Raw genomic sequence first — 12,803 nt, forward strand, 5'->3', positions numbered from 1 at the left:
GGACGGCCGTCAGGCCGAGCCGGGATCGTCGTCAAAAAGGGGCGCTTCATCCTGAAGACGATCCCGGCTCTCGGCTGCCGCCTCGGCCGGGATGACAGGCTGGCCATAACGAAGACATTTGAATCGCTGAGGCCAAAAACGAAAAACGCCCGCGGCTTTCGCCGCGGGCGTTTCGATCACAGCCGGTAAGCGACGTCAGGCGCTGACGCCCGCCTCGCTCGCGCGGTCGGCGTAGATGTAGAGCGGACGGCCCTTGCCATCGGCTACGTCGCCGGAGATCACCACCTGCTCGACGCCTTCGAGCCCGGGCAGGTCGAACATCGTGTCGAGCAGGATCTGCTCCATGATCGAGCGAAGGCCGCGGGCGCCGGTCTTGCGCTCGATCGCCTTCTTAGAGATCGCCGAGAGCGCCTCCTCATTGAAGGAGAGCTCGACGTTCTCCATCTCGAACAGCCGCTGATACTGCTTCACCAGCGCGTTCTTCGGCTCGGTCAGGATCGTCTTCAACGCCGCCTCGTCGAGATCCTCGAGCGTCGCCAGCACCGGCAGACGACCGACGAACTCCGGGATCAGGCCGAAGCGCAGCAGATCCTCGGGCTCGACCTGGCGGAACAGCTCACCCGTCCGGCGCTCGTCCGGCGACTTCACCTTGGCGCCGAAGCCAATCGAAGTGCCCTGCCCCTTCTGGCTGATGATCTTGTCGAGGCCCGCAAAGGCGCCGCCGCAGATGAACAGGATGTTCGTCGTGTCGACCTGCAGGAACTCCTGCTGCGGATGCTTCCTGCCGCCCTGCGGCGGCACGGAGGCGACCGTGCCTTCCATGATCTTCAGCAGCGCCTGCTGGACGCCCTCGCCCGACACGTCGCGCGTGATCGAAGGGTTGTCCGACTTGCGGCTGATCTTGTCGATCTCGTCGATGTAGACGATGCCGCGCTGCGCCCGCTCGACATTGTAGTCGGCGGACTGGAGCAGCTTGAGGATGATGTTCTCGACGTCCTCGCCGACATAGCCGGCCTCGGTCAGCGTCGTGGCGTCGGCCATCGTGAACGGCACGTCGAGGATGCGGGCGAGCGTCTGCGCGAGCAGCGTCTTGCCGCAACCGGTCGGGCCGATCAGCAGAATGTTCGACTTCGCGAGCTCGACGTCGTTGTGCTTGGTCGCGTGGTTCAACCGCTTGTAGTGGTTGTGGACCGCGACCGAGAGAACCTTCTTCGCGTGGTCCTGCCCGATGACATAGTCGTCGAGGACCTTGCGAATCTCCTTCGGCGTCGGGATCCCGTCGCGCGATTTGACCAGCGAGGATTTGTTCTCCTCGCGGATGATGTCCATGCACAGCTCGACGCATTCGTCGCAGATGAACACCGTCGGCCCGGCGATGAGCTTGCGCACCTCATGCTGGCTCTTGCCGCAGAAGGAGCAGTACAGGGTGTTCTTGGCGTCGCCGCCGCCCTTGCTGGTCATCTCACTATCCCTTTCGGGTCGAAGCGCCGCACGATCGCGTCGCTCCACCGTAGCGTCTTAAGCCGCTGGTCGTTAACCAATCGGCGCCGTCAGGTGGGCACGCGGCGCTGCCGACGCAACGCCTCTGGTCGATGATAGGCAATTGTGCGTCCGCAGCAACAGCCCGGGAGCGGCGTATCGCCGCCGCTCCGCGATTCGCGACCTTTTCGTCACGTAATCGTCGCCCGAGTGAAGGTTCGCGTCACGCGGCCTTCTGCTCGCCCTCGTCGCCCGGGCGCTTCTCGATCACCTGATCGATCAGGCCGAACTCCTTGGCGACCTCGGCCGACATGAAGGTGTCGCGGTCGAGCGTGCGGTCGATCTCCTCGTAGGAGCGGCCGCAGTGCCTGACGTAGATCTCGTTCAGGCGTCGCTTGATCTTGCCGATGTCCTCGGCGTGGCGCTCGATGTCGGAGGCCTGGCCCTGGAAGCCGCCGGAGGGCTGGTGGACCATGATGCGCGCGTTCGGCAGAGCGTGGCGCATGCCCTTCTCGCCGGCGGTCAGCAGCAGCGAGCCCATCGAGGCGGCCTGGCCCATGCAGAGCGTCGCCACCGGCGGGCGGATGTACTGCATAGTGTCGTAGATCGCGAGGCCCGACGTCACCACGCCTCCCGGCGAGTTGATGTAGAGCGAGATCTCCTTCTTCGGGTTCTCCGACTCGAGGAAGAGCAGCTGCGCGCAGATCACCGACGCCATGTCGTCCTGCACCGGGCCGGACAGGAAGATGATTCGCTCCTTGAGGAGCCGCGAATAAATGTCGAACGAGCGCTCGCCGCGGTTGGTCTGCTCGATGACCATCGGGATGAGGAAGTTCGTCGCCTGGTCGTACATGTCGCGCATCGCGTTCATCCCTTCACGTGAGCATTAGAGGCGGCGACGCCGTGGCGCGCCGCCCGCCCGAATCCCGTTCTCACGAAGAGGATTTGTCGTCCTCCTCGTCCTCGCGCGCAAGCAGCTCCTCCTTGGGCACCGAACGCTCGGTGACGCTCGCGCCGGCGAGGATCTGGTCGACGACCTTCTCCTCGAAGATCGGCGCGCGGAGCTCGGCCAGAGCCTCAGGGGTCTTGGAGTAGTACTCCCAGACCTGACGCTCCTGCCCCGGGAACTGGCGCGCACGCTCCATCAGCGCGTCGCGGACCTCATCCTCGGAGATCTTCACTTCGTGCTTGTCGCCGAACTCCGCAAGGACGAGGCCGAGCCGCACGCGGCGCTCGGCGATCTTGCGGTAGTCGGCCTTGGCGGCGTCCTCAGTCGTGCCTTCCGAATCGAACGTCTTACCGGACTGGGCGAGGTCGCCCTGGACCTGGCGCCACACGTTCTCGAACTCCTGCTCGACGAGCGTCGGCGGCAGGTCGAAAGCGTATTGGGCGTCGAGCGCGTCGAGCACCTGGCGCTTCACCTTCTGGCGCGAGACGCGGTCGTATTCCTTGGTGATCTGCTCGCGCGCGGCGTTCTTCAGCGCCGGCAGGTCGGCCATCCCCAGGCTGCGGGCGAGCGCGTCGTCGACCTTGAGGTCTTCGGGCGTCTCGACGCCCTTCACGGTGATGTCGAAGGCCGCTTCCTTCCCCGCGAGATGCGGCGCCTGATATTCATCGGGGAACTTCACGGTAATGGTCTTCTCGTCGCCGACCTTCACGCCGACAAGCTGCTCTTCGAAGCCGGGGATGAAGGTGTTGGAGCCGAGCTCCAGCGGCTGGTCCTCGGCCGCGCCGCCCTCGAAGGGCTCGCCGTCGATCTTTCCGAGGAAGTCGATGGTGACGCGGTCGCCGTCGGACGCCGCCTCGCCCTCGGCCTTCGCCGAAAAGCCGCGGTTCTGCTTGGCGACGCGTTCAACGGCCTCGTCGACCTCCTGGTCGGAGACCTCGGTGACCAGCTTCTCGATCTTGAGGTCCGACAGGTCCTTGAGCTCGACCTTCGGCAGGATCTCCATCGCGACCGAGAGCGCGAGGTCGTGCTTGCCGGCGATGACGCCCTCGACAGCCTTCTCCTCGTCCGCCTCGTCCTCGGCCGTCACTTTTACGCGCGGCTGCATCGCGAGCTTCAGGCCGTTCTCGTCGACGATCTTGCGGTTGGCGTCCGCCACCACCTGCTCGACCACTTCGGCCATCACGGAGCGGCCATAGAGCTTCTTGAGGTGCGCGAGCGGCACCTTGCCCTTGCGGAAGCCGTTGATGTTGACGCGGTCCTTGAGCGTGTTCAGCCGCTCCACCAGCCGGCTCTCGAGATCCGCCGCGGGAACGACGATCTTGAACTCGCGCTTGAGCCCTTCGTCGAGGGTCTGCGTCACCTGCATGGCGTCGATCTCTTAGCTGTTCGAATCTCTCGCGGCCGCAGCGTTCTCCATCGGAGAGAACGCACGCCCGCGTTCCGAGCGGAAAATGGATGGCGTCGGGGTCTGGCCTGGTGCGGGCGGAGGGGCTCGAACCCCCACGGCTTGCGCCACGGGAACCTAAATCCCGCGTGTCTACCAGTTCCACCACGCCCGCGCCGGGCGCACGCGCTCCACCAAGGCAAGCCCGGTGAAACGCGCGGCGTCTATACCATGACGACCGCATGTCGCACGAAAAAAGTGCGGGAGCCTTTATCCCTCCTTGCGCCTGAGAGGGATAACAGCGCTTGACCCTCCTCCGCCCTCAAGGCCACCTCCGCCCATGACGCCCTCATCCGACATCGCTCGCCTGATCGAGATCATGGCCGCCCTCCGCACGCCGGTGACCGGCTGCCCATGGGACCTCGAGCAGACCTTCGCCTCGATCGCGCCCTTCACCATCGAGGAGGCCTATGAGGTCGCGGACGCGATCGCCCGCGGCGACCTTGTCGACCTCAGGGAAGAACTCGGCGATCTCCTACTGCAGGTCGTGTTCCACGCCCGCATGGCGGAGGAGCAGGGCGCCTTCGCGTTTCCGGACGTGGTCGAGGCGATCAACGCCAAGCTGATACGCCGCCACCCTCACATCTTCGGCGAGGCCCGCGATCTCGGGCCGGACGAGGTCAAGGCTCTGTGGGGAGCGATCAAGGCGCAGGAGAAGGCCGAGCGCGCCGCGGCCCGCGGGCTTCCAGCGGACGCGCCCAAAAGCCTGCTCGACGGGATCACGCCCGCCCTCCCCGGCCTGACGCGAGCCATCAAACTGCAGGAGAAGGCGGCGACCGTCGGCTTCGACTGGGACGACGTGGCGCTCGTCGTCGGAAAGATCCGCGAGGAGACCGACGAGGTCGCCGAAGCCGTGGAGAGCGGCGATCGCGACAAGATCGAGGACGAGATCGGCGATCTGCTCTGCGCGGTGGCGAACCTCGCACGCCATGTAGGCGTCGACCCTGAGGCCGCGATCAGGCGGTCGAACGCCAAGTTCGAGCGCCGCTTCAGGTTCATCGAGCAGGCGCTGCGCTCGCAGGGGAAAACGCCAGCTGACAGCGACCTCGAAGAGATGGACGGGTTGTGGAACGAGGCGAAGGCGGCGGAGCGTCGGGCGGCGGAGTGACGTGCTCGGCAACGTCCTACGTGCTTCGAGACGCCCGCAATGCGGGTGCCGCAGCATGAGGAGCGTTTGGGTTGCTCAACCGTCCTCATGCTGAGGAGCGCCAAAGGCGCGTCTTGAAGCACGCAGAGCCGTCCCACCCCTCACCCCAGACGCGCCGCCAAAAACCGCGCGATCCGCTCAATCGCGACCGACGCCTCGGGGATCAGCCGCGCGAACGCCTGCCAGACGTGCGGCATGCGGTTCCAGACCTCGAGCTCGACCGTGACGCCAACCGCCTCCAGCGCAGCCTTCATCCGCACGGCGTCGTCGAGGAGGATCTCGTCGCTGCCGCACTGGATGAAACAAGGCGGCAGGCCGGCAAGGTCGCCGAACAGCGGCGAGAGCAGCGGGTCGCGGAGATCGCGGCCCTCGGCATAGGCGCCGACGACCGAGGGCAGGCCGTCGATATGGAGCAGCGGATCGAGCTCGGCGTTGGTCTTCATGCTCTCGCCGCTCCCCGTCATGTCCACGAAGGGCGACATCGCGACGGCCGCGGCCGGCATCGGGAGGTCTTCCTGCTTCAGCTTCAGAAGCAGCGCGAAGACGAGGTTTCCGCCCGCGGAATCGCCCGCGACGGCCAGACGATCCGGGCGCACGCCGGATTCGATCATTGCGCGGTAGACGGCCGTCGCGTCCTCCAGTCCCGCCGGGAATGGATGCTCGGGCGCGAGACGGTAGTCCGGCGTCACGATCCGCGCTCCGGCGCCGCGGGCGATCCTGCCGACGATACCCCGATGGGTGCGCGGCGAACCGGAGACGAATGCGCCGCCATGGAGGTAGAGCACGTGGCGTTCGGTCGTGAGGCCGGTCGGCGCGCTCCACTCCACGTCCACGCCTGCGATGACGTCCTTGCGGACGGCGACGCCGCGCGGCTTGTCCGGCGCGAATCGCGCGACGCGCTCCATCGAGCGACGAATCTTGGGGATGTCCGGCTTGGCGTGGACGCGCGCCTTCACCGCATGGCGCATGAAGAGGCGCAGCAGCATCGCCTGCGCGCTCGCGCCGGCGTCGATTCCGAGGTTCATGATCGCCGTTTCCGATCGTCATCTTCGGCCACGCGAGAGAGCGGGCCGCCTGTAGCGTCTTCGCAACGCCGCAAGGCGGGTTCGCATATGCAAGAATGACGTCGATCTCATGTCGGCCGAATCACGACAGACTGAAAGCTCTATGGCCAAACCCGAAGCCAAGCCCGAAGTGACCGTCGGTTTTCTGGACGGTCTGACGCCGGAGCAGCCCCGCAGACGGGCGGCCGAGCCCCGGCTTGCGCCCGCGACGCCGGAGGCCGGGTACACCGCGGCCGACATCGAGGTGCTCGAAGGGCTGGAGCCGGTCCGCCGGCGGCCGGGCATGTATATCGGCGGAACCGACGAGAAGGCGCTGCACCACCTCTTCGCCGAGGTCATCGACAACGCGATGGACGAAGCGGTCGCGGGCCACGCGACCTTCATCGCCGTCGACGCGCTCGCCGACGGCTCGGTGGTCGTCACCGATAACGGCCGCGGCGTGCCGATCGACCCGCACCCGAAATTTCCGGGCAAGTCCGCGCTCGAGGTCATCATGACCACGCTGCATTCAGGCGGGAAGTTCGATTCGAAGGTCTACGAGACCTCCGGCGGCCTGCACGGCGTCGGCGTCTCGGTGGTCAATGCGTTGTCCGAACGGCTGGAAGTCGAGGTCGCGCGCAACCAGAAGCTCTACCGTCAGGCGTTTTCGCGGGGGCATCCGCTGGGGCCGCTCGAAGAGGTCGGGCCGGTGCACAACCGGCGCGGCACCAAGGTTCGCTTCCTGCCGGACGACCAGATCTTCGGCGCCGGCGCCCGGCTCAAGCCCGCGCGCCTGTTCGCGATGGCGCGCTCCAAGGCCTACCTGTTCTCCGGCGTCGAAATCCGCTGGAGCTGCGCCGCCGAGATCGCCTCCGAGGACGCGCCCGAGCGGGCCACTCTGCACTTCCCCGGCGGGCTCAAAGACTATCTGTCGGCGAACGTTTCGGGCCGCGAATTAGCCGCGGAGATTTTCGCGGGGTCGCACAAGAAAGCCGGCGGCCATGGCTCGGTCGAATGGGCGATCGCCTGGACTGACGACAATGACGACGGCTTCACCCGCTCCTACTGCAACACGATCCCGACGCCTGAGGGCGGCACCCACGAGCAAGGCCTCAGGGTCGCGCTGCTGCGCGGGCTGAAGGACTACGCCGAGCGCGTCAGCAATAAGCGCGCCGCGATCATGACCGGCGACGACGTGATGTCCGGCGCGGCGGCGATGCTCTCCGCCTTCATCCGCGAGCCGGAGTTCCAGGGCCAGACCAAGGAGCGGCTGGCGACGGCGGAAGCCTCGCGCATCGTCGAACAGGCGGTGAAGGACGCGTTCGACCACTGGCTGGCGGCTTCACCCCAGCAGGCCAACAAGCTGCTCGAAGTCGTCGTGCTGCGCGCCGAAGACCGGCTGCGCCGCCGCGCGGAGAAGGACGTCGCCCGCAAGACGGCGACCCGCAAGCTTCGGCTGCCGGGCAAGCTCGCCGATTGCAGCCAGGCCGGCTCGAAGGGCTCCGAGCTCTTCATCGTCGAGGGCGACTCGGCCGGCGGATCAGCCAAGCAGGCGCGCGATCGCGCGACGCAGGCGGTGCTGCCCTTGCGGGGCAAGATTCTGAACGTCGCGAGCGCGAGCGGCGACAAGCTCGCCCAGAACCAGCAGCTCGCCGATCTCATGCTGGCGCTCGGCTGCGGGACGCGGGCGCGCTACTCGGAAGCCGACCTCCGCTACGACCGTGTGATCGTGATGACCGACGCCGACGTCGACGGCGCGCATATCGCCTCATTGCTGATGACGTTCTTCTTCCGCGAGCTGCCGGAGCTGATCCGCAACGGGCACCTCTTCCTCGCCGTGCCGCCGCTCTACCGCATCACGGTCGGGGCGGAGACCGTCTATGCCCGCGACGACGCGCACAAGGACGAGCTGCTGGCGAAGAAGTTCAAGGGCAAGAAAGCCGACATCGGCCGCTTCAAGGGCCTTGGCGAGATGATGCCGGCGCAGCTGCGCGACACCACCATGGCGCCAGCCAAGCGCACGCTGCTGCGTGTTGGCGTTCTGGAGGCGGAGGCTGAGGGCACGCGCGACGCGGTCGACCGGTTGATGGGCGTGAAGCCCGAAGCGCGCTTCCGCTTCATCCAGGAGAACGCGGCGTTCGCGGGCGACCTGATCGACGTGTGAGCCTTCGCCTTCTCAGGCGTCGGCTCTATATCGCGGCGATGCGCAACGCATCGGAGCCGCTCATGCGACGTCGCAGCAGTCTGATCCTCGCCCTGTCGCTTCTCGCCTTGCCCGCCTTCGCGCAGGCGCCGTCCGAGACCACTCCGCCCGACAAGATCGATCCGGGCCCGATCAAGCCCGACGTCTCGACGCCGCCCTCGCGGGCGGAGGACGCGACATCAGGCGTGCCATCCTCGGTATTCGCGGTCCGCCGCGCGGGAGACTGGCAAAGCGATTCCGGCAAAGGCTTTTCGCGGGTCATTGGGGTGCTCGACGCGGGCAAGCAGCGTCTTTACGCCCAGTGGATCGCGGGGGATGACGGCCATGTCGTCGCGACCAAGGAGGTTGTCGACGAAGAAGCCGCCAAGCTGACCTTCGGCGACATCCGGGCGGAGCCGGGAGACGAGGGCGTCACCGTCTTCCTCGACACGGAGCCGGACAAAGACGGGATGCGCGACACCTGGGTGATGGTGCTCGGCGCGCCGGGCGACGTGCGTTTCGGCCCCGCCACCAACTGAACCCGCTACCTCTCGGAGGGTCTCTCCGGTTCTGGAATGGCTGCGCCGCCCGGCCGCGCGATTGACAAACTGCGGCTAAAGCCTCATTTCCCACGGAGTTCCCTGGCCCTGGCGACGCTCGTCGCCTCGCGCCCTGCGGGTGACGGCTCAGTCCGACGCGGACGGCCGCCCGCCACGAACCCAAGGACGACATGAGCTTTTCCGAACTTGGACTGAGTCCGAAGGTGCTGGCCGCCGTCGAGGCCTCCGGATACACGCAGCCGACGCCGATCCAGGCGGCGGCGATCCCGCACGTGCTCGACAAGCGGGATGTGCTCGGCATCGCCCAGACCGGCACGGGCAAGACCGCGTCCTTCACGCTGCCGATGCTGACCCGCCTCGAGCAGGGCCGCGCACGGGCGCGCATGCCGCGGACGTTGATCCTCGAGCCGACGCGCGAGCTCGCGGCGCAGGTCGAGGAAAGCTTCGTCAAGTACGGCGTGAACCACAAGCTTTCGGTCGCGCTGCTGATCGGCGGCGTGTCCTTCGGCGATCAGGACGCCAAGCTGACCCGCGGCGTCGACGTTCTGATCGCCACTCCGGGCCGCCTGCTCGACCATTTCGAGCGCGGCCGGCTGCTGCTCACCGGCATCGAGATCCTCGTGATCGACGAGGCCGACCGGATGCTCGACATGGGCTTCATCCCGGACATCGAGCGCATCTGCAAGCTCATCCCACCGAAGCGCCAGACGCTGTTCTTCTCGGCCACGATGCCGCCGGAGATCACGCGCCTCACCCAGCAGTTCCTGAAGAACCCGGAGCGCATCGAGGTCCAGCGCGCGTCCTCCACAAACGCGGCGATCACCCAGCTTCTGGTCGCGACCAGCGACGACGCGTCCGAAAAGCGCGACGTGCTTCGCCGCGTCATCCAGGACGCCAAGGACTTCAAGAACGCGATCGTGTTCTGCAACCGCAAACGCGACATCGCGGTGGTTCACAAATCGCTGGAGAAGCACGGCTTCAAGGTCGCCGCGCTTCATGGCGACATGGACCAGCGCGCCCGCATGGCGGCTCTCGACAGCTTCAAGACCGGCGAGGTCGACCTGCTGGTGGCGAGCGACGTCGCGGCCCGCGGCCTCGACATCCCGGCTGTGAGCCATGTCGTGAACTACGATGTGCCGATTCACGCGGAAGACTACGTCCACCGCATCGGCCGCACCGGCCGCGCCGGACTGACCGGCGTCGCCCTCACTCTAGTCGCGCCGTCCGACAGCAAGAACCTCTCCGCGATCGAGACCCTGCAGAAGTCCGCGATCACCTGGGCCGGCGCTCCGCTCGATGCGGAAGCGCTTTCCGAGGCGCGTCCCCGCGGCCGTTCGCGCGGCGGCAAGAGCGGCGCTGCGAAGGAGCCGGCCGCGCCCGCCCGCGGGCCTCGCCGGTCGAAGGGCCGCTCCACGGCTCCGGAGGAGACTGCGCCGACGCCCGTCGCCGAGATCCCCGCCGCCGTCGCGGCGCCTCCCGCCCCGACTCGGGAGCGCGCGCCGCACGCAGCCTCGAGGCCGGATGAGCGCCGTCCCGCCCCCAGGCAGGACGAACGCCGTCCCGCCGACCGCCGTCCGGCCGCTCAGTCTCCTGACGACAAGGTGGTCGGCTTGGGCGACCACGTGCCGGCCTTTCTGCTCAGGCCGGTCAGGGCCGGTTAGCCGAATACCCTTTTAACGCGACCTTTACCAAGAAGACGCAACTTACGGCTATGAGGCGAGGACGATGAGTCCCGTCGCTCGCCGGGGGGCGAAAGGCGATGACGGGCTCTTCAAGCGATTTCAGTCGCACGATGGCTTTTTGCAGCGCCGCCCTAGAGCGCATCAAGGCGCACCGGCATCCCGCTTACCCCCGGAACTACGAGTTCTGGTACACCTACGCCACGGGCTACAATCAGGCCCTCAACCGCGCGGTGAACGAGGCGCTCCAGCGCGACAGCGTGCTGTCCGAGCCGGACCTCGACCTCCTTTATGAGACCTATCTGTCGCCGCTGCGCCTCTCGGAGCGCGTGGACCACGTCGGCGCGCGGATCATGGCGGAGCTCGCCGAGGTCGCCGTCGTCCTGAAGACGGCGCACGGTTCGAGCGTGCATTACACCGAGACGATCCAGCGCCTCGCGGGCGAAGCCGACGCGCTCGGCGAGGGCGGCCTCGAACTCAAGTCGATCGCGCTCAAGCTGATCGACGCGACGAGCGCCATGGCCGAGCGCACGCGGGTGCTCGAGGAGCAGCTGCTCTCGTCGCATCACGAGATGCACGAACTCCAGAGCATGCTGGAGATCATCCGCGCGGAATCGCTGACCGATCCCCTGACCGGCCTCGCCAACCGCAAGTTCCTGCAGGGCACGCTCGAGCAGGCGTTGAACGACGCGCTGAACGGCCAGCGTTTCTCGCTGCTCGTCATCGACATCGACCATTTCAAGACGTTCAACGACCGCTACGGCCATCTGACCGGCGATCAGGTCCTACGACTCGTCGCGATGGCCCTGAAGCAGAACGTCAAGGGTCAGGACCTCGCCGCTCGTTTCGGCGGCGAGGAGTTCGCGATCATGCTGCCCGACACCGCTCTCGGCGGGGCGACGGCGGTGGCGGAGCGCGTGCGCCGCGCCGTCATGACCAAGGATCTCGTCAAACGGTCCACCGGCGAGCATCTCGGTCGCGTCACCGTTTCGATCGGCGTCGCGACCTGGCGGCGTGGCGACAGCGCTCAGACGATCCTCGATCGCGCCGACCGCTGCATGTACATGGCGAAGCGTAGCGGCCGGAACGTCGTGGTCTCCGAGGACGATTCCCGGATGATCGAGGATTCCGGCCGCAGGTTCGCCCCTGACGGCGGCGACGGCGACGTCCAGGTCGCCTGAGCCGAACTCAGGCCGCTTCCGCTTCCTCGTAGCGCGGATAGTCGGTGTAGCCGGCCTCCGCCCCGCCGTAGAACGTGTCCTTGTTCGGCGTGGCGAGCGGCTGGCCGGCGCGCATCCGCTCGACGAGATCGGGGTTAGCGATGAACGGCCGCCCGAAGGCGACGAGGTCGACCGCGCCGGACGCAACGCGCTCGGCAGCTAGCGCCGGATCGTAATTGTTGTTTCCGATGAAGGCGCCCTTGAAGGCCTGCCGCAGGACGGCGAGATCGAAGCCGCCTTCGGGCGCGCGCGAACCCTGCGTCTCACCCTCGATCACGTGGATATAGGCCGCGCCGAGACCTGAAAGCTGCTCGACCGCATAGGTGAAGAGCGGCTCGGGGTTCGAGTCCGAGATGTCGTTGAAGGGGCTGAGCGGAGACAGGCGAATGCCGACGCGATCCGCGCCGATCGCATTGGCGGCCGCCCCGGTCGCCTCGATCAGGAAGCGCGCCCGGTTCTCGATCGAGCCGCCGTAACGGTCCGTGCGCTTGTTCGTCTTGTCGCGCAGGAACTGGTCGAGCAGGTAGCCGTTCGCGGCATGGACCTCGACGCCGTCGAACCCGGCCGCGACGGCGTTCTTCGCGGCGACGCCATATTGCGCGACGATACCGGGAATCTCGTCGGTCTCCAGCGCGCGAGGCGTTACGTGCGGCTTGAAGCCGGACTCCGTGAACGCCATCCCCTCGGGCTTGATCGCGGACGGCGCGACGGGAAGGACGTTGCCCGGCTGCAGATCGGGATGCGAGATGCGCCCGACGTGCCAGAGCTGCAGCACGATCTTGCCGCCCTTCGCGTGGACGGCGTCGGTGACGAGCTTCCAGCCCGCGATCTGCTCGTCGGAGTAGATGCCGGGCGTCCAGGCGTAACCCTGCCCCTCGGGCATGATCTGCGTGGCTTCGGCGATGATCAGGCCGGCTGACGCGCGTTGCCCGTAATATTCCGCGTTCATCGGCCCTTGTGCGAGCGTCTTGTGGTCGGCGCGCGAGCGGGTCAGCGGCGCCATGACGACGCGGTTCTTGAGGTCGAGGGCGCCGACTTTCAGCGGCGAGAACAGGGCGTCGACGTCAGACATGAGAAGCGATCTCCGGGCGTTGCAGGAG

At 67.1% G+C, this 12,803-nt stretch carries 10 protein-coding genes and 1 tRNA gene; 5 read left to right on the plus strand and 6 right to left on the minus strand.

From position 1 onward, the window contains the following. Positions 1 to 195 precede the first annotated feature (195 nt). From clpX to EYR15_RS00020, 4 genes are all read right to left on the minus strand, one after another. Positions 196 to 1,461: an ATP-dependent Clp protease ATP-binding subunit ClpX gene (gene clpX, locus EYR15_RS00005; protein WP_131000807.1), complete on the minus strand. Its 1,266-nt coding sequence runs from the start codon at positions 1,459 to 1,461 to the stop codon at positions 196 to 198. A gap of 241 nt (positions 1,462 to 1,702) precedes the next feature. After that, a complete protein-coding gene (gene clpP / locus EYR15_RS00010; protein ID WP_131001549.1) occupies positions 1,703 to 2,332 on the minus strand; it encodes an ATP-dependent Clp endopeptidase proteolytic subunit ClpP in 630 nt (209 codons plus the stop codon). Between the two features lie 79 nt (positions 2,333 to 2,411). Further along, positions 2,412 to 3,794, minus strand: a complete 1,383-nt coding sequence (gene tig / locus EYR15_RS00015; protein WP_131000809.1) for a trigger factor — start codon at positions 3,792 to 3,794, stop codon at positions 2,412 to 2,414. 108 nt (positions 3,795 to 3,902) lie between these two features. Then, a tRNA-Leu gene (locus EYR15_RS00020) sits at positions 3,903 to 3,987 on the minus strand. A gap of 165 nt (positions 3,988 to 4,152) precedes the next feature. Between EYR15_RS00020 and mazG the strand changes: the two genes are divergently transcribed. Continuing rightward, a complete protein-coding gene (mazG, locus tag EYR15_RS00025; protein ID WP_131000811.1) occupies positions 4,153 to 4,980 on the plus strand; it encodes a nucleoside triphosphate pyrophosphohydrolase in 828 nt (275 codons plus the stop codon). A 140-nt stretch (positions 4,981 to 5,120) separates the two neighbouring features. Here mazG and EYR15_RS00030 read toward each other — a convergent pair whose 3' ends face one another. Beyond that, the gene (locus tag EYR15_RS00030; protein WP_131000813.1) at positions 5,121 to 6,044 is read right to left on the minus strand and encodes an alpha/beta hydrolase; all 924 of its coding nucleotides are present in this window, start codon (positions 6,042 to 6,044) and stop codon (positions 5,121 to 5,123) included. A 142-nt stretch (positions 6,045 to 6,186) separates the two neighbouring features. Here EYR15_RS00030 and parE point away from each other — a divergent pair, with 142 nt between their 5' ends. From parE to EYR15_RS00050, 4 genes are all read left to right on the plus strand, one after another. Continuing rightward, positions 6,187 to 8,226 carry a DNA topoisomerase IV subunit B gene (parE, locus tag EYR15_RS00035; RefSeq protein ID WP_131000815.1) on the plus strand — a complete coding sequence of 680 codons (2,040 nt, stop codon included), beginning with the start codon at positions 6,187 to 6,189 and terminating at the stop codon, positions 8,224 to 8,226. A gap of 62 nt (positions 8,227 to 8,288) precedes the next feature. After that, positions 8,289 to 8,783: a hypothetical protein gene (locus tag EYR15_RS00040; RefSeq protein WP_131000817.1), complete on the plus strand. Its 495-nt coding sequence runs from the start codon at positions 8,289 to 8,291 to the stop codon at positions 8,781 to 8,783. Positions 8,784 to 8,974: 191 nt separating this feature from the next. Beyond that, entirely contained in the window at positions 8,975 to 10,465 is a 1,491-nt protein-coding gene (locus EYR15_RS00045) for a DEAD/DEAH box helicase (RefSeq protein ID WP_131000819.1), read from the plus strand. Between the two features lie 98 nt (positions 10,466 to 10,563). After that, positions 10,564 to 11,664, plus strand: coding sequence for a GGDEF domain-containing protein (locus EYR15_RS00050; RefSeq protein ID WP_131000821.1), 1,101 nt, complete (start codon positions 10,564 to 10,566; stop codon positions 11,662 to 11,664). Positions 11,665 to 11,671: 7 nt separating this feature from the next. On the opposite strand, the gene EYR15_RS00055 is transcribed toward EYR15_RS00050, so the two are convergent. Continuing rightward, positions 11,672 to 12,775 (minus strand): alkene reductase, encoded by a 1,104-nt coding sequence (locus tag EYR15_RS00055; RefSeq protein WP_131000823.1) that lies wholly within the window; start codon positions 12,773 to 12,775, stop codon positions 11,672 to 11,674. Positions 12,776 to 12,803: the final 28 nt, after the last annotated feature.

Source organism: Hansschlegelia quercus (genome assembly GCF_004310425.1).
GTDB lineage: Bacteria > Pseudomonadota > Alphaproteobacteria > Rhizobiales > Methylopilaceae > Methylopila > Methylopila quercus.